Consider the following 25,573-nt stretch of genomic DNA (forward strand, 5'->3'; position numbering starts at 1 on the left):
AGGTCGGCGGCGAGGGCGGCGTCCGTGGGGGACGGGCCCATGTCGATGCCCTCGGCGTCGATGTTCAGCTCGCGGGCGAGACCGAACAGCTCGACCAGGGTCTTGCCGGCCGACGCCATGGCGTCACGCGGACGCATCGCCTGCTTCGTCTCGACGTCGACGACCAGCTTGTCGAAGTCGGTGCGCTGCTCGACACGGGTGGCCTCGACCTTGTACGTGACCTTGAGCACCGGCGAGTAGATGGAGTCGACCGGGACACGGCCGATCTCCTGGCCCACCTGCTTGTTCTGCACGGCCGAGACGTAACCGCGGCCGCGCTCGACCGTCAGCTCCATCTCCAGCTTGCCCTTGCCGTTGAGCGTGGCGAGGACCAGGTCGGGGTTGTGCACCTCGACACCGGCCGGCGGCGCGATGTCGGCGGCGGTGACCAGACCCGGACCCTGCTTGCGCAGGTACATCACGACCGGCTCGTCGTGCTCCGAGGAGACGACCAGCTGCTTGATGTTGAGGATCAGGTCGGTGACGTCCTCCTTGACGCCCGGCACGGTGGTGAACTCGTGCAGGACACCGTCGATGCGGATGCTGGTGACAGCAGCGCCGGGGATCGACGACAGGAGGGTGCGACGCAGGGAGTTGCCGAGGGTGTAGCCGAAGCCCGGCTCCAGCGGCTCGATCACGAACCGGGAGCGGAACTCGTCGACGACCTCTTCGGTCAACGAGGGACGCTGAGCGATCAGCACGAGGTATTGCCTCCAAGGATGTACGTCCGCTGCACGGGCGTCTGCCGGCCGGTCGGCGGGCTCGGTTCCTGCCTGAGCGAAGCCCGACGATCAGCAAGGCAGCCATCGGCGCGGTTCGTAGGCGCATACTAGGGGCAACATGACAAAGCCTGCTGCATCGAAGCGTCATTTGCCCACCAGTCCCTTCAAGGCCCCGACCACGCCGGCTCCCAAGCACTTCGCCGTGGGTGACCAGGTCACACACGACGTGCACGGTCTCGGCCGGGTGGTCGGCATCGAGGACGGCATCGCGGCACTCGTGAATTTCGGCTCCGAACAAGTACGGATCCTGAGCCCGTACACCAAGATGACCAAGCTGTAGGACCGCTGTCCCGGTCGCGGCATGCCGGGCCCCTTCGGGAACCCGCAACGAAAGCGAGACCCCTCATCGACCTGACGTCACTGTTCTCCGCTCCGGAAGAGCAGACCCGCTGCACCACGCCGACACCGTCGGCTCCGACGACGAACCCCTTCCGAGCCCCCGACCTCGGGGAGGACGAAGCCTTCTGGCCCGAGGAGGAAGAGGGGCCCGCCTGGGGCGCCCGCACGGCGTAGCGCAGCCGGCCGGGTGGATGCCGGTACGGGGCGTCGCGTGGACCCCCGCACCGCCACCGGAACCTACTTGTCCTCGCCGTTGCCCTGGCCGCTGCTGCCCTGGCCGCCGTTCCCCCGGCCGTTCCCGGACGCGCTGTTGCCGGAGGCGCCGGGGGCGCCGCCCGTGCCGTCGGCGGAGTTCGCGGCGCCCTGGGCGGACGTGCCCGTGCCGGTCGAGCCGCTCGGCGTGACCGTCGTCCCGGTCAGCTTTTCGGAGCAGCAGGCGGCGCCCCTGTCCCTGCCCCCGGCGGCCGCGACGCCCTGATGGGCCTGTACACGTTCCGCCTGGACGGCGAACGGGCGGGCCCGCTGTGGAGCCTGCCGCTGCAGCAGTTCGATGGAACGCTACGGCAGCCTGCGCGCACCGGCCGACGCGCGGACACCCGGCGAACACCCGGCGTCGTGAGACCGGCACCGTCGGTCGTGCGGCGGGCGGCGTGCGGCGTGCGGCGTGCGGTCAGGACGCACCGGTCGTCGTCTGCGCCGGCTGCGTGGTGGACGACGGGGCGTTCGCCGCGGAGCGCGCAGGGTCGCGGGCGGGGTGCCGGAGTGGCGCTGGCCCTGCTCGGGCACGACACCGGCCCAATCCCGGTGCTCCTGCTCCACAAGGCCAGCTTCATCTGCTGGATCGCCGTGACAGGCCTACACGTACTCGCCTACCTGTGGCGGCTGCCGCGTCTCATCGGCGCCGATCTGCGACGCCGCCCGGCCCGTCACGGGACCCTCGCGCCCCGGCGCGCCGGACGCTGGTCGCTGCTGGCCCTGTCACTCGGCGCGGGCCTGGCCGTCGCGCTCGCCGGCGTCCATCTGGCCTCCGGCTGGGGCGGATAGCACCGCACAACGCCCCGTCACGGCGACCGTACCCCGGGGGCAACGCGGCGAACGGCACCGGAACGCCGTCACCATCGCCTCGGCCGGTGAGCAGCCAGGCGTTCACGGGCCTCTGTGTACATGTCCGTGTCGATCTCTCCCGAGGCGTAGCGACGATCGAGGACGTCCTCCGGGGACTCGCGCCGCCCGTCTCCGTCCCGGCCCTCGCCGCGGCCCGCGGCGCTCCCGGACGGGCTGTGCGTCAAGCGCACCACGGCCCACACGGCAAGGCCGGTCAGCACGATCCACAGCACGGGCATGAAGATCACCCAAGCCCGTCCGCCGCCGTCCCAGTACATCACCGCACCCGCCTCCATCTGCGAAGTCTCCGGATACGCCCGTTGTGTGTCCATGGTGGGCCCCGGCGGGTGCGGCGAGCAGCAGGGGGCAGGTCTTCACGGCGGTCTGTCGACCCGGGCGCTGCCGGACGCCTTGACGCGCAGGGTGTACGTCCCCTGCGGCGGCCGGCCTGGCTGAGCAGCGCTCTCAGGGTTCTGGACCACGCAAGGTGGTGACGCTTCTGCACCACCCGCGAGAAAAGCTTCCGGCTCGCGGCAACCTTTGCGGTGCCTGTGACCACAAGGAGTCGGATCCGGTCAGTCCCGGTGGCCGCGATCCGCTTTTCCTCCGTGAACGGTATGCAAGGAGAGCACCGCCCCATGAAGAACCCCCCGCACGGCGGCCGCCGCGGGCGTCACCGCCGTCGCTGGACTGCCACCGCTGTGCTGCTCGGCGCGCCCCTCGCCGTCGTGCCGTATCTCCTGTTCGTGCAGGAGGACTCGCAGGCCGCGACGGTCGACGGCAATGCATACTACGAACTGGTCTCCGTGCGCAGCGGCAAGGTGCTGGACGTCAACGGCTTCTCCACCGCCGACGGCACCCGGATCCAGCAGTGGACCGACCAACGCACCGCCAACCAGCAGTGGAAGCTGAAGCCCATGGGGGACGGCTACTACGAGCTGGTGAACCGCAACAGCGGCAAGGTCCTGGGCATAGCGGGCAATTCAACCGCTCGGACGGCCGCCGCCGAGCAGCAGACCGAAAGCTCCTCCCCTTCCCAGCAGTGGCGGATCGACGATGTGAGCGGTTCCGACGCCGTCACCCTCACCTCCCGCAGGAGCGGCCAGGTCCTGGATGTCTCCGGAGGCTCCTCGGCCAACGGGGCGGCCGTCATCCAGTATCCCGGCCTGGGAAGCACCAACCAGCAGTGGAAGCTGGTGAAGATGGCCGACCCCTCGGCGGGTGGAACCGGCAGCACGGACGCCAAGCCTGCGTCCGGACCGTATGTGTGGAAGAACGCCCAGGTGGTGGGCGGCGGTTACGTCACCGGTCTGGTGTTCAACCAGAAGGAGAAGGGCCTGCTGTACGCGCGTACCGACATGGGCGGCGCCTACCGCTGGGACACCGGGGCCGAGCAGTGGATCCCGCTGACCGACTGGATCGGCGAGAAGGACTGGAACCTGCTGGGCATCGATGCGCTGGCCACCGACCCGGTCGACCCCAACCGGCTCTACCTGTCGACGGGCACCTACACCAACGAGTGGGCGGGCAACGGCGCGATCCTGCGCTCCGCGGACCGTGGCCGTACCTTCCAGCGCACCGATCTGCCCTTCAAGCTGGGCGGCAACGAGGACGGCCGCGGGGCGGGCGAGCGGCTGGTGATCGACCCCGCGGACCACGGCACCCTGCTCCTCGGCACCCGCAAGAACGGCCTGTGGCGCAGCACCGACTACGGCGTGACATGGAGTCAGGTCTCCTCGTTCCCCGTCAAGGACGGGGCGGGCAGTGGCGGGGGCATCTCCTTCGTGACCTACGGGCCGGCCGGCAGCAAGACGATCTACGTCGGTGTCGCCGACAGGTCCACCCCCCTCTACCGCTCCACCGACGGCGGCAGCACCTGGCAGGCCGTCCCCGGCCAGCCCACCGGCCAGATGCCGCAGCACGGCGTGATCTCCGGCGACGGCTCGCTGTATCTGACGTACACCGACGCCCTCGGACCCAACGGCGTGACGGCGGGTTCGGTGTGGAAGTTCACGCCGGCCGGCGGGGCGTGGAAGAACGTCTCCCCGTCCAACGGCGGCTACGGGTTCTCCGGTCTGGCCGTCGACCCGCAGAAGCCGTCCACGGTGATGGTCACCACCCTCGACCGCTGGTGGCCCCAGGACGAGCTCTACCGCACCACCGACGGCGGTACGACCTGGAAGGCACTGGCCGACAAGTCGGTGCGGGACGCCTCCGCCGCTCCTTACATCGGTACCGGCATCGGGCACTGGATGACCGCCCTGGCCATCGATCCCTTCGACTCCGGGCACGTGCTGTACGGCACCGGAAACGGCATCTGGCGCAGCAAGGACGCCAACGCCTCCGACAGCGGCGGCACCAGCCACTGGACACCGGGGGCCGAAGGGCTGGAGGAGACCTCGCTGGCGGACGCGATCGCCCCGCCCGGCGGCGCCACCCTCATCACCTCCATGGGCGACCAGGGCGGTTTCCGGTACGGCGGCTCCCTGACCGAGGAGCCCGCCGGGAGGCTGAAGAACCCGCTGATGAGCAGCAGCACCGACATCGACTTCGCCCAGTCCAACCCCTCGATGATGGTTCGCGTCGGCCGTGGCGGCGAGCAGGACGGCGCCTACTCCACCGACGGCGGCAGCAGCTGGAACGGCTTCAAGGCGGAGCCGGTCAGCAGCTCCCAGATGGGCCATGTCGCGCTTGCGGCGGACGGCTCCACCATCGTCTGGACCGAGGACGGTCAGGTCCCGTACCGCTCGACCGACAAGGGTTCGAGCTGGTCGAGGGTCAGCGGCCTGGGCACCGACGCCGAGGTGGTCGCCGACCGCTCCTCGGGCAACACCTTCTACTCCCTCTCCGGCGGCACCCTCTACGCCAGCACCGACGGCGGCGCGACCTTCACCGCCCGGGCCGGCAACCTGCCCTCCGGCCGGCTCAAGGCCGTCCCCGGCATCGCCGGGGACCTGTGGATCGCCGGCGGTGACAGGGGGCTGCTGCACTCCACCGACGGCGGCCGCACCTTCACCACACTCACCACGGTGAAGTCCGCCTCCACCCTCGGCTTCGGCAAGGCCGCACCGGGCGCCGACTACCAGGCCCTGTACCTGATCGGCACCGTCAAGGACGTCACCGGAGTCTTCCGCTCCACCGACAGGGGCGCCACCTGGCTCCGCGTCAACGACGACGCCCACCAGTGGGGCGCCATCGGCAGCCTCGGCGTCATCACCGGCGACCCCGACACCTTCGGGCGCGTCTACATCGGCACCAACGGACGCGGCCTCCAGTACGGCGACCCGTCCTGACCCCCCATCACCCGAGCGGGGCCGCAGGCACCACAGCCTGCGGCCCCGCCGTGTGACCGTGCAGGGACCCGGTGTGGTGGCCGCCACGTCGACAGGTGAATATCTGATTAGTCAGTTATTGTGCTCCCGTGAATCGCTCGCGCCACGCGGGCACCGCCCAGTACCGAGGTGGCTGACCCCCCACCCGCACCACCGTTCGTACCTGAGGACGCACCTGATGAACCCGACCGTCGTACTGGTCCACGGCGCGATGCACACGCCGTGGATCTTCAACCCGCTGCGTGAGCGGCTCACTGCCCGCAACATCGCCTCCCGCGCCGTACAGCTGCCCAGCAGCAACCCCGACAGTGCCGCCGCCCAGGGCCTGACCGAGGACGTCGCCGTGGTCCGCGCCGAGATCGAGGCTGTCGAGGGCCCCGTCGTGCTCGCCGCGCACTCCTACGGCGGCGTGCCCGCCACCTGGGCCGCGGCACTGGAGGACCGGGTCGCCGAACTTGTCTACATGGCAGCCTTCGCGCTGGAGCCCGGGGTCTCGATGATGGAGTGGATGGGCGGTGACTTCCCGCCCACCTGGATCCGCTCATCCGACGGTCTCGCCGTCAAGGCGGGGGACGCGGAGCAGTCCATCTTCAGCGGTGTGGACCCGGTCCTGACCGCCGAAGCGGTCGGGCGGCTCAACTGGCAGGGCATGCGCGCCTTCACGGAGAAGCTGGGTGCCGCGCCCACGGACGTCCCCTTGACGTACGTCGTGGCCACCGAAGACCCAGCCCTCCCGCCCACGGTGCAGGAGCAGTGGGCCGCACACGCCGCACACACCCTGCGCGTGCCCTCCGGACACTCCCCACACCTCTCGCACGCGGACGAGGTCGCCGGCCTGCTCGCGGAAGCGGTCGCGCGCGCCGAGAGGTGACGTCAGGTCTGACTCCATGGCTGGCTCCCGGCAGACACGGACACCGGGAGCCTGCCGCTGGGCCGGGGACAACGGCCGATGAGAGCACAACGACCCGGTGGTAGCCGCGTACCGCCGGACAGCCCACGCCTCTCTCCCCCCAGCAGGACGACGCCGTGGGACTGCGCGAGGCCGCCGGACACCACCTGCCGTACCCCCTTGCCGCGCTGCGCTACGCCCGCGCCGACGACCGGACGTTCCCCGGCCCGTTCGCCAAGCGCGGCGCCGAACTCCTCGCCTTGAGGCGCTCCCCCCTTACGGCTGGGCACGCCGGGACGCCGTGAGGAACTCACGTTCCAGCCCGGTCAGTTCACCGGGTTCGCGGCAGCCGAGGAACAGGCTCTCCGCGATGGCGAGGCGTCTGCCGCGATAGAGGTCGCACGCGTCGTGCCCCAGTTCCCGCCAGGCTCGCGCCGCCTCGGTCAGATGCCGGTGGAGCAGCAGGCGCTCACGGTCCTCCTCCAGCCACCCGCGCAGCCTGGGGGACTCGTGGAGCACGACGTCGTGGGCGAGTTCGGCGACGTCCTCGCCGAGCGTGACGAGCCGGGCGCCGACCAGGGCGTTCAGCACCGGCCAGGTCTCCCGGTCCTCGAACGCGCTCAGCTCCGACCGCCGCACCCGCCGGCCCGCGTAGAAGCGGTTCTCACCAGGGGCGACGAAACGGCGAGCACCCTGCGTGCCGCCAGCCGCTGCCGGACACACAGCCGGTCGAGGACCTCCTCGGCGGCGGTGGCGACGGTGCCGCGCGCCCCGCCGATCGCCTCGTAGTCGGCCAGGGTGAGTACCCGCCCGCGTCGGCGGCACCAGATGCACAGCAGCGTGTTCGAGAGCATGGGCAGCATGCTGGGCTGCCCGAGGATGTCGTCGACCAGCCGGGCCGTGAGATCGCGTTCCACGGCGAACCCGGAGCCAGGGGGCCTGCCGGGGGCACCCGGTGCCTGGCAGAACGGAACAATGGGGGCCGATCAGAGTGGGTATACGCAACGGCCAAGATGGGTACGGGGTGGCAGCGCACCGCAGCAGTGTCCGCGAGGGACGGTGGTGACAGGCGTGGCCGAGACGGCTGACCAGGATGGCGCGGCGGGCCTCGGACGGGGTTTCGCCTTCGTCGGCCGCGACCATGAACTCGACCGGTTACTCACCGCCGTACGAAGACCACCTGCCGTGGTGATGGTGGAGGGCGACGCCGGCATGGGGAAGTCCCGGCTGGTGCGTGAGGCCACGGCGGCCCTGCGGGCGGAGGGCTGGCGGGCGGTCACCGGTTGCTGCCATCCACTGCGCGAGCCGCTGCCCTACGGGCCGGTCGTGGACGCGCTCGGCAAGGTCGGTCCGTGGCTGCCCCGCACCGGTCTCCCGCCGACGGCCGGCGCGCTGGCCCCGCTCCTGCCGGACCTGGCCGACCGGCTGCCGCCGGCACCGCCCGAGCCGGGTGATCCGCGTACGGCACACCACCAGTTGATCCGGGCCGTACGCTCGGTGCTCGCCTCGATCGGTCGCGTGGTGATGGTGGTCGAGGACGTCCACTGGGCGGACGACGCGACCCGAGAGCTACTGCTGCTGCTCGCCAGGGACCTGCCCGAGCATCTCGCGGTGGTGGTGACCTACCGGGCCGAGGACCTGCCGCGCGGGGCCCCCGTCCTCGGCGCCGCCTACCGGCCCCCGCCCGGCGCGGGCGGCACCGTGATCCGACTGTCGCCGCTGACCGGGGCGGACATCGCCGACCTGGCCGGGGTCGTGCTCGGCGCCCAGGCCACACCCGAGCTGTGCGCGGCGCTGCACCGCCGCAGCGAGGGCCTGCCGCTGGTCGCCGAGGAGGACCTGCTCACGCTCAGGGACCAGACCCGCCGCGATGTCGGGGAGCTGGAACGGGCGGCGGTGCCCGGCGGTCTGCGGGAAGCGGTCACCGAGCGGCTGACATCGCTGTCGCCGGCCGGGGCGGCGATCGTGGACGCGGCGGCCGTACTGGCCGTACCCGCCTCCGAGGCGCTGCTCGCCAGGGTCGCGGGACTGGACGGCGACACGGCCGCCGAAGCGCTGATCGAGGCACTGCGGGCGGCGGTGCTGCGCGAGACCGACACCGGCCGGTACGCCTTCCGCCATGTGCTGGCCCAGCAGGTCGCCTACCGCCACGTCCTCGGGCCTCGCCGGACCCGTCTGCACCGGCGTGCCATCGACGAACTCCGGACGCACGACCCGGTGCCGCTGGTGCAGATAGCGCACCACACGCTCGCCGTCGGCGACGAGCGGGGCTGGCTCGACGGGACCGAGAAGGCCGCCGAACAGGCCGTGGCGCTCGGCGACGCGGGCACCGCGGTCACGCTCCTGCACCAGATCCTGGGCCACTGCCGGGCGGACACCGAGCGGCGTTCCCGGGCCGCGCTCGCGCTCGCCCGGATCGTCAACTTCGGCGTCGACCACGCGGCGACCGTCCGCGAGCTGCGCGCCGTGCTGGCCGATCCCCGGCTGCCCCCGGCCACCCGGGGCGAGATCCGCCTGGGACTCGGTCGGACCATGCTCAACATCGCCCGCGACCCGGCCGGTTTCCGCGAACTCGAATACGCCGTCGACGAGCTGGCCGCCCTCCCGCACAAGGCGGTGAAGGCGATGATCGCGCTGGCCCTGAACGACCTGGACGGCGCCGCCGCGCACCGGTGGACCTGGCTCGGCCGGGCCGAGCGGGCCGTGGCCGACGGCACCGACGAGGAGGCCCGGACGGCGGCCCGGATCACCCGGCTGCTGCTGATGGCCAGGGACGGTGACCCCGCCGTCTGGCCCCTGGTGGACCGGCTGCCGAGGCGCGACGCCGACGGCGTGGTGCAGAGCCAGACCGTTTTCGCGCTGTACAACCTCACCGAGACGGCCCTGCAGCTGGGACACGACCGACGGGCCCACGCCCTGCTGAGGGAGATGCGGGACCTGGCCGACGACGTGGACGGCCGGCCGTTCGAGTGTCTCGTCCGTGCGCTGGAGCTGTGCGTCGACCGGCTGGTCTGCCGCTGGGCCGACCTGGACGTCGAGTACGCCGCCCTCGTGGGCGCCCACCCCGACATGAGACAGCTGGAGGTCGACCGGCTGCTGTACCGGGGGCACCGTGCCCTCGCCCAGGGCCGGCCGTCCCGGGCCGTCGACCACTTCACCACCGCCGACGAGTACGGAGGCACCTCGGCGGACATCATCACGAGCACCGCCGCCGCCCTCACGGCCGCCCGGCTCGCCCAGCAGGACCCCCGGGCGGCCTGGGCGACCGCCGAACCGGCCTGGTCGACCTTGCGCGGGCTCGGTTCCTGGACCCGGAGCTTCGGCCTGGTGCCGGTCGCCGTCCGGGCGGCGCTGGCCTGCGGGCACCGTACGACGGCCGAGCGCCTCGTCGCGGAGGTCGAGTCCGGTGTGCGCGACCGGGACGCGCCCGCCGCCATGGCCGAGTTGGCGCTGTCCCGGGGACTGCTGTCCCGCGCCGCCGAGCCGGTGGGGGCCGCCGAGCACTTCGCCGAGTCGCAGCGCGGATGGCAGGGGATCGGCAGGCCCTACGAGGTGGCCAGGGCCGCCGAACACCGGGGTGACGCCCTGACCTGTGCCCGGCCCCAGGACGCGGCCACGCTCCTGGCCGAGGCCGAGCAGGGCTACACCGACCTCGGTGCGGTCGGTGACGCCGCCCGGTGCCGGCACCGCCTCCAGGAACTCGGCGTGACGGCGCCGGGGCGCCGTGGCCGACGCGGTTACGGCAGCGAGCTGTCGCCCCGGGAACTGGAGGTCGCCGGACTGCTGGCCGGCGGCGCCACCAACCAGGACATCGCCCAGGCCCTGTTCCTGTCCCCGCGCACCGTCGAGAAGCACGTGGCTCGCGTACTGACCAAGCTGGGCACGTCGAGGAAGGACGTCCACACCGCCCTGCCGGCCCCCGGCGGCGGCCCGTCCCCGCTCTTGAGCGACACTCCGTGAGCACTGCCGTACGCCGGTGACGGCGGGACGGCAGGAAGGGCACGGCGGCTGCCGTCGCCAGGGCTCAGTACTGCACCGGTGCTTGCGAGGCCCACCTGAGTCACTGCGAACGTCCAAGGACGGTTGAGGCCGGCCCGTCCCCCGGGGGACGGGCCGGCCTCGAGCGCCGTCAAGTGCCTACGGGGTCACGGTCACCCCGGGCGCCATTTCGGCGGTCCCGTTGGTGAGCTTCCCGGAGCCGATGGCGCCTTCGGAGCTGACGAAGCGCAGCTCGTGGTTGGTGCCCCCCGCGTTGCAGACGGCGAGCAGGAGCGTGGACTGACCTGCCGTGTAGGCGTTCTGGACGAAGGAGGTGATGTCGACGGTGATGTCACGGCCGTCGACGGCGTTGGTCTGGTGCGTCCCGCCACCCTCGGCGACGACGGTCGAACCGAGGTTGAAGGTGGCCGACTTCGCGACGGAGGAGGTCGTGGCGGTGAAGCTCGGCCGGTTCTGCCAGGTCATCGTGGAGACCGGGCAGGACGTGCCGCCGCCGGTGCAGGTGGTGTCGGTGACGGGTTGTACGAGGAGTTGGTCGGTGTCGGTCGACGGGACCGTCGAATAGCGGTGGCCGACGTAGGTGAGATGGAGTGTCGCCTGGCTCGGTGCCCTGGTGAGGCTGGTGAGGGGGAACTGGATGTAGGAGAGCTTTCCGTCTCCGGATCCTGTGGTGTACTGCTCGCCCATCAGGCCGACGCCGGTGTTGCGGGTGATGAGGGTCAGGTCCGAGGAGTTGTTCTTGGTCTGGTCGCCGCTCCATGCGCCCACCCAGGTGTCGCCGCTGGTGAGGGCGCCCGCCTTGACCTTCTGCGGCTGGCCGTTGGCGTCCGTGTAGGTGGTGGCCAGCGTGCCGATCCCGCTCGGCGCCAGCGGGAACTGGCTGGTGTATTCGACGGGTTGGTTCGCGACGCTGAGGTTGTTCAGCGTCACGTTCGTGGTGCCGTTCAGCGGGCTGCTGTTCGTCTTCTGCTGCGAGAACCACACGTTGTCGAGTGTGAAGGTGCTGATCGGGGTCTTCGTGTACGTGTACGTGGTGCCCGAACCGTCGGGGTTGGGGGCGAGCCCGTAGTTCGCCTGGTCGTCGGCGGTGATGGTCTGGGTCGATCCGTCGCCGCCGTTGAGCCTGATCGGTCCCGACGTGTACCGGGAGGTGTCGAACGAGCTGTTCTTGATCACGATGCTTGAGATACGCGGGTACGGCTTGGGGCTGTTCTGCGTGAAGATGCCGCCGGCCGGCGCCGACACGGAGTTGAAGTTGTCGAACGTGTAGTTGTTGAGCTTGTATCCCCACGAACTCCATCCGATGCGGATCGAGTTGCCGGCACCGACGGACCAGTTCAGCGTGTTGCTGACCGAGATGTTCTTCGAGTCTGCCTTGTCCCAGTGGTAGGAGTCGAACCCGAGCATGTCGGCGACGGTGTCGTGGGCGCCCACCGCGTTGACGTAGCCCTGGATGTCGGGAGTGGAGGTGCCGAGCGCGAAGTTGCCCCACACGCCGGTGGCCAGCGGGGTGAATCCGTCGCTGGGGTTGTAGTGGCCGGAGGCGAACGCGTCGTCGTTGCCGAGGGTGAAGACGCCGTTGGCGGTGATGTCCTGGCCGCTCGCGAAGTCCGTCCCGTCTATCCATGGCTGGTTGTACGGGGTGAGGGCCTTGATGTTGTTGAACGTCACGTTGCTGGCAGTGTGGGTCTCGAAGTTCCACTGCTTCGCGTTGCGCAGGTAGGTGTCGTTGAACGTGATGGCCGACGAGTGCATGACCATGACGCCGCCCTGGTGCACGCTGCGGTAGGCGTCGTGCGAGTCGGCGCGGTAGTTCGCCACGCCCTGGCCGTCGATCATGCCGCGGCCGTCGATCTCGATGTTGCTCGAGTTGATGATCCCGACCGCCGGCTCGAACGCCTCCATGTACGCCTGGATGCGGTTCTTCAGCAGGGCCCCTTCATCGGTGTAGATCTTCAGCTTGCCGCCCTTGAGCTTGCTGCCGTCCACACCGTTGACCAGGAGACCGGACCACGTGTACGTGCCGTTCGGGAAGTAGAGCGTGTTGAGCGCCGTGGGGTTGGCCTTGATGGTGTCGATGGCGGCCTTCAGGGCGAACGTGAGGTCGTCGGCGGCCATCACGCGCACATTCGGGTACCGCACATTGGTGCTGCTGGCGCTCACCAGGGTCCCGGCCGAGCTCTGCTGACCGGCGGGGATGGCGGTGCCGTCGACGGTCTTGCCGGCCATGGAGCTCGTCGTCGCGGCGGGAGCCGTCTGAGCCGTGCTGTTCGGGTGCGCCGCGAGGTACTTCGCGGCGAACTGCTGGAAGTTGAGGACACCGGTCTGCAGGTTGACGCCGGAACCGTCCGCCGCGCTCGTGGTGTCCGGGCGCTGCGCCGGGTCTTCCAGCGGGTCGTTGACGACCGCCAGGTAGGGCTGTCCCGCGGCGTTGGTGGAGTCGCCGTTGACCATCACGATCGCCTGGTTCAACCCGGCGGCGGCCGACATCTGGAACGTCAGGGTGTGCTGGTCCGCGCTCACCGAGACGCTGCTGGACGGGTAGTAGCGTTCCGGGTAGACGTGCACCGTGTTGATCGTGGTGCTGGGCAGCGTGACCGTGATCGTCGGTGTCCGGGAGTCGGACGCGAAGCGCGCGATGTCGAAGTTGTGACCGTTCGCGGTGTACTGGACGGCCTGGACGGGTGTGCCGGCGACTTGCACCTGGTACTTGGTGGCCGCCACGTCCGGGGACGTCGTCGTACCGCCCCCCACGCCCGTCGCTGCGTACGTGTGGACGGTGGTGGCGGCCTGTGCGGGGACGGCGACGGCGAGGACGAGGCTCGCCGTCGCGATGGTGGCGCTCGCGGCGGCCGCGATGACGCGCTTCACGCGCGATCTGCGTCGCGCCCGGGCGGGGGTCGGGTCGGCGTCGTCGCCGGCCGGTCGGATCATGCCTGTCTCTCCTCAGGACGAGACCTTTCCAGGTCTGTTCAGGCGCTCCCCGCCTGCTGGAAGACAGCGCGGAGCATGCGCGGTACCGCGGCCGGGTGCGGCCGTCAGCGCTGTCGCGACCGAGAGGACCACCACGACGCCTCGAAGCCGGTGCGCCGAGGGTCGTGGGGTGGTGATTCGAGCGGTGGCCCGCCACGGTTTCACCTCGTTGACCGATCCATGCGATCGGCGTGGCCGGGATGTTAATGCCGCATTTCCGGAGCCGTCAACGGTTCTCGCCGTCTTTCGCCTGCGAACCGAGGTTGACGTGCGCGTTCTCGCCGCGCTCGGGTAACCGCTGGATCACGACCTTCTGAAGAAGCCTTGCTCTGTTGCGACAGTCGCCCTACGCTGACGCCACTTTCGTGGATCGATACATGTTCTGGAGGTGCACTCGTGGTGACGATGGCGGAGGTGGCCGCTCGGGCGGGTGTCGCCAAGCAGACCGTCTCCAACGTGGTGTCCGGCAAGAAGGTGCGGCCGGAGACCCTGGCGAAGGTGAACACGGCGATCGCGGAACTCGGCTACAAGCCGAACCTGGTGGCGCGCTCGCTGCGAACCGGCAGCACGTCGACCGTGGGGCTGTTCGTGCCCTCGGTGGCCAACCCGTTCTATTCGGAAGTGGTCGAGGAGGTGGAGAACGTGCTGGTCGGACACGGGTACAACCTGCTGCTGGCCACCACGCGCGACGATCCCGACTACACCCGGGCCCACCTGGAGAACCTCGCCGCGCGCTCGGTGGACGCACTGCTGGTCGCCTGTGACAACGGCGTCGCACAGCAGCTGCCGATGCTCGTCGAGGCCGCCTTCCCGGTCGCGCTGTTCGCCTGGGAGGGAGACCCGCCGACCACGCTGCCGGTGGTGTCCATCGACTACGAGCACGCCGGGTTCCTGGCCGGGCGCTACCTGAGGGAACTCGGCCACCGGAACGTCGCGGTGATCGCCGATCTCCCCGCGCACACGCCGCGCGTGGCCGGGTTGCGCCGGGCGTTCGCCGACGACGGGCTGGCCATCGACGACCACAAGGTGTTCGCCTGCACCAGGGACGACGCCGTCGGCGGGTTCGACGCGGGCCGTGCGGCGCTGGAGGCGGATCCGGATGTGACGGCGATCTTCGCCACCCACGACATCCTGGCCGTCGGTGCCGTCGAGGCGGTGGTCCGGTCCGGGCGGCAGGTCCCCGGCGACGTCAGCATCGTCGGCTTCGACGACATCGCCCAGGTCGGGCAGATCCAGCCGGCGCTGACCACGGTCACCGTCCCGAAGCGGGAGATGGCCCAGCAGGCCGTCGAGCTGCTGCTGCGCGCCGTCGACTCCGGCCGGCCGCCGACCAACGTCTTCACGCTACTGCGCCCGACCCTGACCGTCCGGGACAGCAGCGCCCCGCCCAGGGCGACCTGACAGCACTGGCACCACTCGGCCTGTGCGTCACCCCATGCGTCGACGGCACGGTCCTGCCGGGCCGGCTTCCCGCCACCGCCACGAGTCCGACAGAAAGCACCTCCGCTGATGAGAGACCTCGACCCCAACGCCTGCGCCCGCACCGGGGTGCTGATACGGCTCGGCGAGCTGGAGCTCGACGGTCCGAGGCCGGACGTCTGGCGGGCCCCGATCGACAACGACCTGCTCAACGCCTTCGGCGAGCCGCAGGCCGGGGCCTGGCTCACCGCCGGGCTGCACCGGATGCGCCACGACGTCCCTGGTGTCGGGCCCGACGCGTCGCGACGCACGGTCACCGCCCGGCCGGCCGCCTCCGGGTCCTCCTCCGGGCTCGGCGTGGTCTGCCGCTGGACGGCCTGCGACACACCGGATGCGGACCGGGCCCGGCTCCGGCTGGACACCCTCGCCACCCCCGACGGCCCATGGTCGGTGCCGCTGCCCCGACTGGGTGTCGCGATGTCACTGCCCGGCACCGACGCCGACGTCGAGTGGTCCGGTCCCGGTCCCGGTGAGGCGGACCGCGACTCCCACGCCGCGGTCCGCCCGCAGGAGAACGGCAACCGCCACCCGGTCCGCCGGGCCAGGACCACCACCCCGGACGGCACCCTGCTCATCACCGGCGACCCGGTCATCGAGTGCCGCCGCGGCCCACCAGCACGACCTGGTCCGCGACGGCGGACTCCCTCTGCACCTCGACCACGCGCACCACGGTCCGGGCACCGCGTTCGGCGTGGAGTTCGGCACCGCCGGTAGACGGGCCTTGCCCGCCCGCCCACCGGCCATCCAGTAAGTCCGTCCCTGTCACAGAAGGTTCCTCACATGGACAGCACCACCATACGCACGCGCAGACTCCTGACGCTCACCACCGCGGCGCTCCTCGTGGCCGGCCTCGGCGCGTGCAGCAGCACCAAGAGCACCTCGGGGAACGGTCCGGCCGCGGAAGGGAGCCACAGCGGGCCGGTGAGCATGGAGTTCTGGGGCTGGGCCCCCTACGAGAAGATCGTCGACCAGTGGAACGCGGCCCACCCCGACAGCAAGGTCGTCTTCAAGAAGATCCCGTCGGGCGGCAAGGGTGGTTACGCCCAGATCAGCAACGCGATCACCGCCGGCAAGGGCCCGTGCCTGGCCCAGATCGAGTACCAGACCATCCCGTCGATGCTCGTGAAGAACACGGTCATGGACATCACGCAGTACGCGAGCGCCGACATGGCCAAGTACGTCCCGTCGGCCGTCTCGGCCTCCAGCATCGGCGGCAAGATCTACGGAGTCCCGGTGGACGTCGGCCCGATGGTCCTCTTCTACCGCAAGGACCTGTTCGCCAAGTACGGCATCACCAAGCCGCCGGCCACCTGGGCCCAGTACAAGGCCGACGCCGAGAAGGTCGCCGCCGCCGATCCGAGCGTGAAGTTCGGCACCCCGCCCGGCGACGGCAACGACCTGGCGGCCTACAGCCTGCAGACCGGCCAGTCCTGGTACGCGACCCAGGGTGACAGCTGGACCGTCAGCATCGACAACCCCGGCACGCGGCAGGTCGCCGCCTACTGGCAGGGCCTGAAGGACAAGGGGCTGGTGACGAAGACCGGCAACGCCTGGGACCCGCAGTTCGACAAGGCCTCCGAAGCCGGCAAGGTGCTGACCTTCGTCAACGCGTCCTGGGCCGCCGGCGGCCTGAAGTCGGACCTGAAGGACCAGGCCGGCAAGTGGAGGGTCGCCCCGATGCCGACCTGGAAGGCCGGCGACGGCAAGAGTTCCAGCAGCGGCGGCTCGGCCACCTCGGTGATGACCGGGTGCAAGACGCCCCGCGAAGCCACGCAGTTCGCCACGTTCCTGTCCAGCGACCCGCAGGCTGTGAAGGCGGGCATCGACGGCGGCCTCTACCCGGCGTCGAAGGCCGGGCAGGACGACGCGTCGCTCACGGGGGGTGACCCGTTCTTCGGCGGCCAGAAGGTCGGCGACCTGTACAAGGCGTCCGCCGCGCAGGTCCCCACCACCTGGACCAACGGCCCGACCTATCAGCAGGTCGAGACGGACTTCACCGGTGCCGTCGGCCAGGGCAGCCTGCCGGACGCGGTCACCAAGGTCCAGGCCTCGACGGTCGCGGCGATCAAGCAGCTCGGACTGTCGGTGACCGGCGGCTGAGGCAGCAGCTGCCCAGCCGCCCCGAAGGGTTCCCGCGGACGCCCGTAACCGGTGCCGCGGGAAGCCGCTCCCTGACGACGAACCGCCCAGCGAGGTTTCCATGAGCAGTCCCAGCAGCACCGACACCGCGTCACCGCCGCGGTCGGTGCCCGCGGTCACCCCCCGCGTCTCCCCATCCGGTCGACGTCGGCGCGCCGGCCGCCGTACCGCGTTGACCGCGTCGGGTTTCCTGGCGCCGTTCGCGGTGCTCTTCCTGACCATGATGGTCGCGCCGATCTGCTACGCGATCTACCAGAGCTTCTTCACCGTCCACCGCGCCGGGCTGTTCGGCGGCACTCAGTCCACGGAGTTCGCGGGACTGTCCAACTACGCCGCCGCCTTCGGCAACCACGACTTCACCGCGTCGATCGTCCGGGTCGTGCTGCTGGGCTGCGTCCAGGTCCCGGTGATGCTCGGCCTGGCCCTCCTGCTCGCTCTCCTGCTGGATTCCCGCTCGGCCCGGCTGCGCAGAACCTTCCGGCTCGCGTTCTTCGTGCCCTACGCGCTGCCGGGTGCGATCGCCGCGGTGATGTGGTCCTTCCTGCTGGCGAAGGACATGTCGCCGTTCACCGGACCGCTGGCCCACATCGGCGTCCACGCCGACTTCCTGTCGGCGCCGTGGGTCCCGGTCTCGATCGGGAACATGATCACGTGGGGCTGGACCGGCTACAACATGCTGATCATCTACTCCGCGCTGCAGACCATCCCCGCCGAGGTGATGGAGGCCGCCGCGCTCGACGGCTGCACCGGATGGCGCCTGGCGTGGGCGGTGAAGATCCCGCTGGTGCGTCCCGCGCTCGTGCTGACCACGGTCTTCTCCATCATCGGGACGGCGCAGCTGTACACCGAGCCGGCGGTGCTGGTCGGCGCGCGCGTCCCGGGCGTCTCGCCGAAGTTCTCCCCGATCATGAACACGACCCTGGGCATGGACCTGGGCGACCAGAACCTGGCCGCCGCCGAGTCCGTCGTGCTCGCGCTGCTGACCCTCGTCCTTTCGTTCGGATTCCTCAAGTACACCCAGCGCAAGGGAGCGATGGCATGAGCGTGACGCACGCCGGCCGACCGACCCGACCGGCCCGCCGCGGCACCGACATCGCGAGCAAGGTCGCCGTCAACGGCGTGCTGGGCCTGATGGCCCTGTACACGCTGATCCCGCTGTGGTGGCTGTTCGTCTCCGCGACCAAGGGCTCGGGCTACCTCTACACCGGTGCGCCGCTGTGGTTCTCCCATTTCGACCTGGTCGCCAACGTCAAGGCCGTGTTCAGCTTCGAGGGCGGCATATTCTCCACCTGGCTCGCCAACAGCGCGCTGTACAGCTTCGTCGGAGCGACCGTCAGCACCCTGCTGTCCGCGATGGCCGGCTACGCACTGTCCAAGTACAGCTTCCGCGGCCGGGAAAGTGTGTTCAACGTCATCCTCGCCTCGGTTCTCATTCCGGCGCCGATGTTCGCCCTGCCGTTGTTCCTGCTCATGGCCAAGCTCGACCTCACCAACTCCTACTGGTCGGTGCTGCTGCCCAGCTGTGTCAGCCCGTTCGGCGTCTACCTGTGCCGGATCTTCGCCGCGGCGTCCATCCCGGACGAACTGCTGGAGGCCGCACGGCTCGACGGGGCAGGCGAACAGCGCACCTTCTTCGGGATCGCCCTGCCGCTGATGGCCCCGGCACTGGTGACCGTCTTCCTGTTCCAGTTCGTCGGCATCTGGAACAACTACCTGCTGCCCTCGCTCATGCTCAACACCCCCTCACGACAGCCCGTCACGGTGGGCCTGGTGCAGTGGCGCGCGGAGTTCGCCAACGGCGTGCCGCCGCTGCTGTCGATCACCGGTGCGGCCCTGTCGCTGGTCCCCCTGCTCGTCGCCTTCATCAGCCTCCAGCGGTTCTGGCGCAAGGGCCTGACCGCGGGCTCCGTCAAGTAGCCGGTCCGGCGCCGCACCTTCACACGACGGAGCGCTGGGGCACGGTGCCCGCGTCGGTCGGCGTGGAGCGGGTGGTGTACTGCGGTACGGGGGCGTCGTCGCGGCCGGTGTCGCGCACGAGTCCGTACCGTTCGCGGTCGGCGGAGTGCGGGGCCGGGGGACCGGCGATGTCGTCGGCTGTCTCCTGCCAGGAGGAGGGCAGGACGTCGAGGTTGTAGTCGGCCTGGGTTTCGTTGAGGTGGAGTGTGACGCTGCCGTCGAGGTAGTAGTACTCGTTCTGCCACATCTGCTGGGCTCCCGGCGGCAGGGTGATCAGTCCTTGCTGCCGGTTGCCCATCCAGGTGCCGTCGGCGGTCGCGCCCGGCTGACGGTCGTCCATGCGGTGGCCGCCGCCCGAGGCCACGTGGAACAGTTCTCCTCGCAGCCCGGTCCACGAGGGCATGGTCAGCAGCCCGGGGCGCAGCCCGTACATCACGTCCCAGTGGACGGTGAAATAGCCCTTACCGCGCAGTACCACCGTGTCCCCGCGGTGGACGAGCTGGTAGCCGTCCAGGTGTCTCTTGAGCCCCGTCATCGCCACCGCGGTCTGCGGGCGGTGGGGCAGTGCGGCGGGCGGCCGGTCCGGCGGTGGCGCGCTGTCCACGGTGTCGACCACGGACCCGTACCGCGGCCGGGGCGAGGGACGCGAGGCGGCCGAGTCCCGTACCGGTGTCGGCCGTGACGGTGATGCGGATGCGGATGCGGATGCGGTGAGCGGGGGCGCGGGTGCCGGGCCGGAAGCCGTCGGGGCGGTGGCCGGACGCGCCGACGGGCTGGACCACGGGGCCGCGTACCCGAGCACGCCACCGCCCACGGCGAGCAGCGCACTCGCCGCCACCACGGCCTTCGCGGTGAGGCTCGTCCCTGCGGTCCCTGCCGTCGCGGAACCCCCGCTGCCTGAAGCGGCCGTGGTGCCGGCGTGGCCGGCCGCCGCCGCGTGCGTTCCCGCGGACAGCCACGGGCGCCAGGCAAGCAGTGCCGCCGGCACGGGCAGGAGGGCCAGGGACGCCAGCAGGCCTTCCGGGGCCAGCAGGCCTTCCTCGTGGCGCACGCACCGTGGGCACTGCCGCACATGGCGGCCGAGGCGTTTGCGCCACAGGCCGCTGGGGGCCCCGTTCCAGTCCAGGGTGAGCCGGGTCAGTTCCCCGCATGCGGGCCTGGCCGCGAGGGCTCGGACGATGACGCGGGAGGTGTGCAGGCGCTCCTTCATGCGTTGCACCCGTACAGCCGCTTGATGGCCGGTCATGTCCAGAGCGGAGGCGAGCTCGGCCCGGGCGAGCCGGCCGGCCGTCTCCAGCCACCACAGCGACAGCAGTTCCCGGTCGTCCTCGTCGAGCCAACGGGTCGCGCGCACGGACTCCTCACGCTGCCCGGACAGCCGCAGGTCGAGGATGACCCCCTCGGCGAAGTCGGCGGCCGGGTCGGGCCGGTGCTCGGCCGCGTCGAACGCCGCTCCCGTCGTCTCCCTCCTGCCGCGCCTGCGGATCTGGTCGCGGACCTCGTTCACGGTGATGGTGATCACCCAGGACCGGAACGCCTCCGGGCGCTCCAGTCCCCCGATGCCGCGCAGGATGCGCATCATCGTCTCCTGGACGATGTCGTCGACGTCGTCGCGGTACGGGTGCGCACGCGCCGCGACGCTGTAGACCAGCGGAAGCGTCCGGGAGCCGAGCTCTTCCAGGGCACCGCGATCGCCGGCCCGAGCCGCGGCTATCACGTCGGCCGCGGGCGCGGCATGCCTTGGCATCGGGTCTCCCTTCGACCTGACGCGGGTACGAGGCCCCGCTCGCGCCGACCGAGCCGGGTTGCGGGGGCCCTCGGGCCATCGCGGTCGGTGTCGCACACACCGTGGCAGCGAAGTCATCGTAAGGGGTGAGCGCCGTCAGCCATGGGCGGGCCGGTGGATCCGTGGCCGCCGGGAATCAGCGGGAGTGACGCGGGGACGTGCGCGGACGCGAGCGGCCGCGCACGAGGACGAAGACCGCGGCGACGCCGGCGAGAACGACGGCCACCAGTCCTGTGCCGGCCCACAGAGCACCGAAGTGGCTGCCGGTGTCCGCCATGGTGCCGGTGGAGGAGTCCAGGGGCGTGGCCGCTCGGCCGGTCCGGGCGGGGGAGGGTGCCGGTCCGCTCGCGGCGGCGGACGGGTGCGCGGTCCTGGTGGACGGAAGAGCGGTGAGCACGGTGTGGGCGCCGGCCCGGCTGACGGAGAAGCGCGCCCCGCCGATGGCGAGACCCTTACCGAAGACTGTCGCGGTCGTCGAACCGACGGTCAGTTCAGGGGAGTTCCGCGGCAGAAGGATCTTCGCGCCGGTGACGACCCGCAGCCTGCGCAGGGTCGTGTCGCGTGCCCTGCTGAGGTCCAGGACGGCCGAGGAACCGGTCAGAGCGACCGCGCTGGACGTCCGCAGAGAGGTCCCGGAGACGATCAGGCTGCCTTTGGCCACGGTGGTGGCGCCGGTGTGGGCGGCGCTGGTGACGGTGGTGGCGGCGGCTCCGCTCTGCGTCACCGATCCGGCACCGGTCACCGCCGGGAGGACGGTGGGTGTCCTGGTGTTGCGGAGCACGAGTGAACCGTTGTCGATCACTTTGTCGAGGGCTCCGCCGGTGTGGAGGCTCCCGTCGCCGCCCGCGGTCCCGGAGCCGAGACGGAGGGTCGCGTTCCTGTCGATGGTGGTGGATCCGTCGTAGTACTGCGCTGCTGCGAAGGTCACGTCGTTGCCGCTGGTGCCGGCGATGACGACGTCCCCGGCGCCGAGGGCGCCGAGGGTGTCGTGGTACATGCCGCCGCCGATGGGCGCGCCCAGGGTCACCGGTCCGTTGTAGTCGAAGGTGAGCCGGGAGCGCTGCCGTCTGGCGTGCAGGTTGATGTAGACCGTCTGTGCCGTGCCGGGCATGAAGATCTGGTGCGTGGTCCCGTCGCCCCACTGGACGTCGGCGCCCTCGATGTTGGTGCCGCGCTTGTTCAGTTGGTGGGCCACGGGCCGCCAGTTCAGTCCGGGGTCGCTCAGCGACGGCGCCGCCCCGTCGCCGCTGTCACTCCAGCTGTAGACGCCGGTGAGGATCACCTTGCTGCCCGGGCGGGAGTGCACGTTGACGTCGTTGCCGTACTCGTGGCTGTAGAAGTTCTGCCGCTGTACGACAGTGTGGTCGAGCGGGGTGTCGATGATCCATGAACCGCGGTTGACGACGGAGCGGGCGCCCGGCAGGTCGGCGGCACAGGTGGTGCTCGCGAAGTTGACGCCCGTGCCGTTGTCGAAGATGCCGGAGAACGGGTTGGTGCCACAGATCTGGAGCGTTCCCCACATGTTCCGGGGCTGGGTGACCAGGCCGGAGCCGCTGATGACGCCCAGGTTGAACAGCCGGGTCAGCGACAGCCGCAGTGTGCCGTCCACCCGGATGTTGTCCTGGTTCTGCTGGTAACCGGGCGTGTTGTACGGGAAGGACCCGATCAGGCCGGTCGTACCGCCGGTGCCGTACTGGAGGGTCGCCCCCGCGTCCACGGTGACCGCGGGCTCGTCGGGACTGCCGACCGTGACGTACGGGTGGTTGCCGCCCGGGATCCGGACCCTCTGGTGCTGCCGGGAGTGCGGCAGGGTGAAGGTGCTGTCCCTGGCGAGGACCAGCGTGCCGGTGCCGGACACGCGAAGGGCTCCTTCACCGCTGATCACGCCGGTGTACGTGTGGGTTCCCTGCGGGACGCGCACGACCGCGTCGCCGGTCAGGACGACATCACGGTTCGCCAGGACGGCCGAGGTGATGTCGCCGTCCGCGGCGACCGCGCTGCCCACCGCAACCACCGGTGTGACGGCTCCCGCGAGGAGAGCCGACGCCAGGACAAGGTGCCAAGATCGCTTCATCGAGTCGGGGTGCTTCCTGAAGTGCTGGTGTTCCTTACGGACGTGAAGACCGGTGGCCGGCCACCGGGATCTCAGAAACCCGGAGAAGTTCTGAAAACAGCGTCGGGGCGGCAACCTTCTCGTCCTCTGCGGCAACTGGGAGCCGGAAGGCCGAGTCGAACTACCGGATGGACGGGCATGAGGAAAACGAAGCACGCGCCGCAACCGTGGCGCAGGCGCGGACTGGTCCCGGGCATTCCCTCGGGGAGCGGAGCCGGTGCCAGGATCACCGACATCCACGGGGAGCGGCTGGCCGTCGACGGCACCGCCGTGCGGCCGGACGTCGCGCAGCCGACCGGCGTCCGGTTCGCCCGGCCTTGACCAGCCCGCCGGTCGGCCTTCACCGCCCCGCAACCGAGCGCGACCGCTGTTCGAATCCCGGGCCGGGCACTGTTAGGCTGCGCTCCCCGTTGTTGAAAGCGCAATCAACGCGCACTTCATTGCCAGGAGAGGGCGACCGGGGGATGGTCCTCGATGACGCGTCCGCGGAGTTCCACGAATTCTTCGAACGCCACTATGCCGAACTCGCCCGTCTGGCACACCTGCTGACCGGCGAGACCGACGCGGCGGACGACCTCGCGGCGGATGCCCTGGTCGCCCTGTGGCAGCGCTGGGACCGGTTGCGGCAGGCCGACCACCCGCTCGCCTACGCCCGCGGTGTGGTGGCCAACCTGGCGCGCGGACGGATCCGCAGCGCGGTGCGCGAGCGACGCCGGATCGCCCTCTTCTGGTCCCGCAGCCCCGAGAAGGTGGAGGGGCCGGACACGGCGGCCGTGCTGGACGTCCGCGCGGCGCTCGCCCGGCTGCCGTTCCGCAAGCGCGCCTGCGTGGTGCTGCGGCACGCCTTCGACCTGTCGGAGAAGGACACGGCGGCGGCGCTCGGCATCTCGGTCGGTACGGTGAAGAGCCAGACCTCGAAGGGAATGGCCGAGCTGGAAAGGCTACTCGGCGCACGCGCGGGCGGGGACCTGGTGGCAGGGAGGAGGAACCGGTGAACGAGGAGATCGACCGCCGGCTGCGCGAGGCCGCCGAGGCTCACCGGCCCGACCGTGCCAGGATGCTGGCCCGGGTGGAACGCGGCATGGCCGGCCCCCCCGTCCGTCACCGCGCGCGGCCGTTCGCGAGGTCCGGGATCAGGATCGCGCTCGCCGGGCTCGCCGCCACCGGCATCCTGGCGACCGGCGGCCTCGCCGTCGCCGCCATCGTCGCCCACTCGTCGCCGTCGGCCACCGTCACCACGCCTGCCACCCCGTCCCCGACCGCCGGCTCCCCGCACCCGACCTCGGCCCGCCCCACCCCCGTCGCGCCGCCCCCGGCCACCACCCCGGGCAGCGCGCGCCCGACTCCGGCGGCCACCAGTCCCTCGCCGACCGCCGACGAGAGCCGGAACGGGGCGCTGTGGTCGGCCGGCTCGGTGGACCCGGCCAGTACCGTCTACTGGACGCAGAGCAACCTCGCCCTCAAGACGACCCAGCCGCTCACCTCGCTCACGATCGAGATGCGGATCGTGCAGACCGGCGGGGTGAAGAACACCGGCACCTGGCAGACCCTGCCGAGCGGTGACTTCACCGTCACCGTCCAGGAGGCCGGCGGCACGCTGGTCTACCGCTGGGTCCTCAAGCCGGGCCTGACCGTGCCGGCCGGGAGCCATGAGTTCGCCGCGCAGTTCAACAACGGCACCGGTGTCCGCAGTACCGCGGGCGACGGCTACCGCGTCGACGGGCAGGGTCCGGGCGGCTCCGCGTCGGTCCGGGGAGGGTTCGTCCCGACCCGGTGAACGCAGGCGGGCCGCCGTGGCACCGGGTGGGGACCGTGACGGCGGCCGTGAAAATCCTCCTCGATCGCGGCAACGTTCGTGTGCGTGGCGGCAACTGGCAGGTAACCGGGTCCGGATCAGGGCCCGCTGTGCCAGAAGGACATGCCGTTGTCAGATCAGAACCGCTCTCATCGCCGCCGGCCGGCCACCCGCCGCGTGCTCGCCGCCGCCGTGGTCCTCGCCGCCGCGGGAGCCGCCGTACCGCTGGTCGCCCAGGCCGCACGCACGCCGAACGCCGGCACGCCGACCGTGCTCGCCGCCGCGGCGTCCGGCAGCGGCCGCTACTTCGGCACGGCGGTGTCCTCGGGCAGGCTCGGCGACTCGACGTACTCCACCCTGCTCGACCGGGAGTTCAACATGATCACCCCGGAGAACGAGATGAAGTGGGACACCGTCGAACCGTCCCGCGGCAACTTCAACTTCGGCCCGGCCGACTCGATCGTGGGCCACGCCACCGCGCACGGCCAGCGCATGCGCGGGCACACCCTGGTCTGGCACTCACAACTGCCCGGCTGGGTCAGGTCCATCACCGACGCCAACACCCTGCGCAGTGTGATGGACAACCACATCACCCGGGAGATGACCCACTACAAGGGCAAGATCTACGCCTGGGACGTGGTCAACGAGGCGTTCGCCGACGGCGGCAGCGGCCGGCACCGCAGCTCGGTCTTCCAGGACGTGCTGGGCAACGGCTTCATCGAGGAGGCGTTCCGCACCGCGCGGACGGCCGATCCGGCGGCCAAGCTCTGCTACAACGACTACAACATCGAGAACTGGTCCGACGCCAAGACCCAGGGCGTCTACACCATGGTCAAGGACTTCAAGTC

General features: G+C 70.8%; 21 protein-coding genes and 1 pseudogene. 16 read left to right on the plus strand and 6 right to left on the minus strand.

Features of this window, described 5'->3' with window-relative positions:
- The coding region (locus ABZ646_RS12395; protein ID WP_360516657.1) for a DNA-directed RNA polymerase subunit alpha at window positions 1-740 on the minus strand (740 nt) is incomplete at its 3' end.
- Window positions 741-879: 139 nt separating this feature from the next.
- Here ABZ646_RS12395 and ABZ646_RS12400 point away from each other — a divergent pair.
- The 3 genes from ABZ646_RS12400 to ABZ646_RS12410 all read left to right on the plus strand — a co-directional run bounded on the left by ABZ646_RS12400 (window position 880) and on the right by ABZ646_RS12410 (window position 2,204).
- Complete coding sequence (locus ABZ646_RS12400) at window positions 880-1,101, plus strand: hypothetical protein (RefSeq protein ID WP_360516660.1); 222 nt, start codon at window positions 880-882, stop codon at window positions 1,099-1,101.
- Between the two features lie 270 nt (window positions 1,102-1,371).
- Window positions 1,372-1,638 (plus strand): hypothetical protein, encoded by a 267-nt coding sequence (locus ABZ646_RS12405; RefSeq protein WP_360516663.1) that lies wholly within the window; start codon window positions 1,372-1,374, stop codon window positions 1,636-1,638.
- A 284-nt stretch (window positions 1,639-1,922) separates the two neighbouring features.
- Window positions 1,923-2,204: a hypothetical protein gene (locus ABZ646_RS12410; RefSeq protein ID WP_360516666.1), complete on the plus strand. Its 282-nt coding sequence runs from the start codon at window positions 1,923-1,925 to the stop codon at window positions 2,202-2,204.
- Window positions 2,205-2,272: 68 nt separating this feature from the next.
- Here ABZ646_RS12410 and ABZ646_RS12415 read toward each other — a convergent pair whose 3' ends face one another.
- Complete coding sequence (locus ABZ646_RS12415; RefSeq protein WP_360516669.1) at window positions 2,273-2,596, minus strand: hypothetical protein; 324 nt, start codon at window positions 2,594-2,596, stop codon at window positions 2,273-2,275.
- Window positions 2,597-2,902: 306 nt separating this feature from the next.
- Between ABZ646_RS12415 and ABZ646_RS12420 the strand changes: the two genes are divergently transcribed.
- From ABZ646_RS12420 to ABZ646_RS12430, 3 genes are all read left to right on the plus strand, one after another.
- Window positions 2,903-5,557 (plus strand): RICIN domain-containing protein, encoded by a 2,655-nt coding sequence (locus tag ABZ646_RS12420; RefSeq protein ID WP_360516672.1) that lies wholly within the window; start codon window positions 2,903-2,905, stop codon window positions 5,555-5,557.
- A 217-nt stretch (window positions 5,558-5,774) separates the two neighbouring features.
- The gene (locus ABZ646_RS12425; RefSeq protein WP_360516675.1) at window positions 5,775-6,467 is read left to right on the plus strand and encodes an alpha/beta hydrolase; all 693 of its coding nucleotides are present in this window, start codon (window positions 5,775-5,777) and stop codon (window positions 6,465-6,467) included.
- 155 nt (window positions 6,468-6,622) lie between these two features.
- A complete protein-coding gene (locus tag ABZ646_RS12430) occupies window positions 6,623-6,790 on the plus strand; it encodes a hypothetical protein (protein ID WP_360516678.1) in 168 nt (55 codons plus the stop codon).
- Here the strand turns inward: ABZ646_RS12430 and ABZ646_RS12435 are convergent.
- Window positions 6,762-7,402 (minus strand): annotated as a pseudogene (locus tag ABZ646_RS12435) (hypothetical protein). The gene ABZ646_RS12430 and the pseudogene ABZ646_RS12435 sit on opposite strands and share 29 nt — an antisense overlap.
- A 154-nt stretch (window positions 7,403-7,556) precedes the next feature.
- Between ABZ646_RS12435 and ABZ646_RS12440 the strand changes: the two are divergent.
- The gene (locus ABZ646_RS12440; protein WP_360516681.1) at window positions 7,557-10,445 is read left to right on the plus strand and encodes an AAA family ATPase; all 2,889 of its coding nucleotides are present in this window, start codon (window positions 7,557-7,559) and stop codon (window positions 10,443-10,445) included.
- 177 nt (window positions 10,446-10,622) lie between these two features.
- Here ABZ646_RS12440 and ABZ646_RS12445 read toward each other — a convergent pair whose 3' ends face one another.
- A complete protein-coding gene (locus ABZ646_RS12445) occupies window positions 10,623-13,418 on the minus strand; it encodes a DNRLRE domain-containing protein (protein ID WP_360516684.1) in 2,796 nt (931 codons plus the stop codon).
- Between the two features lie 444 nt (window positions 13,419-13,862).
- Between ABZ646_RS12445 and ABZ646_RS12450 the strand changes: the two genes are divergently transcribed.
- The 5 genes from ABZ646_RS12450 (at window position 13,863) to ABZ646_RS12470 (ending at window position 18,992) form a co-directional block, all read left to right on the plus strand.
- Window positions 13,863-14,858, plus strand: a complete 996-nt coding sequence (locus tag ABZ646_RS12450) for a LacI family DNA-binding transcriptional regulator (protein ID WP_360516717.1) — start codon at window positions 13,863-13,865, stop codon at window positions 14,856-14,858.
- 108 nt (window positions 14,859-14,966) lie between these two features.
- Window positions 14,967-15,650 carry a hypothetical protein gene (locus ABZ646_RS12455; protein ID WP_360516687.1) on the plus strand — a complete coding sequence of 228 codons (684 nt, stop codon included), beginning with the start codon at window positions 14,967-14,969 and terminating at the stop codon, window positions 15,648-15,650.
- 66 nt (window positions 15,651-15,716) lie between these two features.
- Window positions 15,717-17,036: an extracellular solute-binding protein gene (locus tag ABZ646_RS12460; protein ID WP_360516690.1), complete on the plus strand. Its 1,320-nt coding sequence runs from the start codon at window positions 15,717-15,719 to the stop codon at window positions 17,034-17,036.
- Between the two features lie 100 nt (window positions 17,037-17,136).
- Window positions 17,137-18,117 carry a sugar ABC transporter permease gene (locus tag ABZ646_RS12465; protein ID WP_360516693.1) on the plus strand — a complete coding sequence of 327 codons (981 nt, stop codon included), beginning with the start codon at window positions 17,137-17,139 and terminating at the stop codon, window positions 18,115-18,117.
- Window positions 18,114-18,992 (plus strand): carbohydrate ABC transporter permease, encoded by an 879-nt coding sequence (locus ABZ646_RS12470; RefSeq protein ID WP_360516696.1) that lies wholly within the window; start codon window positions 18,114-18,116, stop codon window positions 18,990-18,992. Before ABZ646_RS12465 ends, ABZ646_RS12470 begins: the two co-directional genes overlap by 4 nt.
- Before the next feature lie 19 nt (window positions 18,993-19,011).
- Here ABZ646_RS12470 and ABZ646_RS12475 read toward each other — a convergent pair whose 3' ends face one another.
- The gene (locus ABZ646_RS12475) at window positions 19,012-20,778 is read right to left on the minus strand and encodes a sigma-70 family RNA polymerase sigma factor (protein ID WP_360516699.1); all 1,767 of its coding nucleotides are present in this window, start codon (window positions 20,776-20,778) and stop codon (window positions 19,012-19,014) included.
- A 175-nt stretch (window positions 20,779-20,953) separates the two neighbouring features.
- Window positions 20,954-22,891: an autotransporter gene (locus ABZ646_RS12480; protein ID WP_360516702.1), complete on the minus strand. Its 1,938-nt coding sequence runs from the start codon at window positions 22,889-22,891 to the stop codon at window positions 20,954-20,956.
- A 177-nt stretch (window positions 22,892-23,068) separates the two neighbouring features.
- Here ABZ646_RS12480 and ABZ646_RS12485 point away from each other — a divergent pair, with 177 nt between their 5' ends.
- The 4 genes from ABZ646_RS12485 to ABZ646_RS12500 all read left to right on the plus strand — a co-directional run.
- Window positions 23,069-23,251: a hypothetical protein gene (locus tag ABZ646_RS12485; RefSeq protein WP_360516705.1), complete on the plus strand. Its 183-nt coding sequence runs from the start codon at window positions 23,069-23,071 to the stop codon at window positions 23,249-23,251.
- 143 nt (window positions 23,252-23,394) lie between these two features.
- Window positions 23,395-23,925 carry a SigE family RNA polymerase sigma factor gene (locus ABZ646_RS12490; RefSeq protein WP_360516708.1) on the plus strand — a complete coding sequence of 177 codons (531 nt, stop codon included), beginning with the start codon at window positions 23,395-23,397 and terminating at the stop codon, window positions 23,923-23,925.
- The gene (locus ABZ646_RS12495; RefSeq protein WP_360516711.1) at window positions 23,922-24,707 is read left to right on the plus strand and encodes a hypothetical protein; all 786 of its coding nucleotides are present in this window, start codon (window positions 23,922-23,924) and stop codon (window positions 24,705-24,707) included. Before ABZ646_RS12490 ends, ABZ646_RS12495 begins: the two co-directional genes overlap by 4 nt.
- A 141-nt stretch (window positions 24,708-24,848) precedes the next feature.
- Window positions 24,849-25,573, plus strand: a 725-nt coding sequence (locus ABZ646_RS12500) for an endo-1,4-beta-xylanase (protein ID WP_360516714.1), incomplete at its 3' end; no start/stop codon positions are given.

This window comes from Streptomyces sp. NPDC007162, assembly GCF_040634175.1.
In the GTDB taxonomy this organism is placed as follows: domain Bacteria; phylum Actinomycetota; class Actinomycetes; order Streptomycetales; family Streptomycetaceae; genus Streptomyces.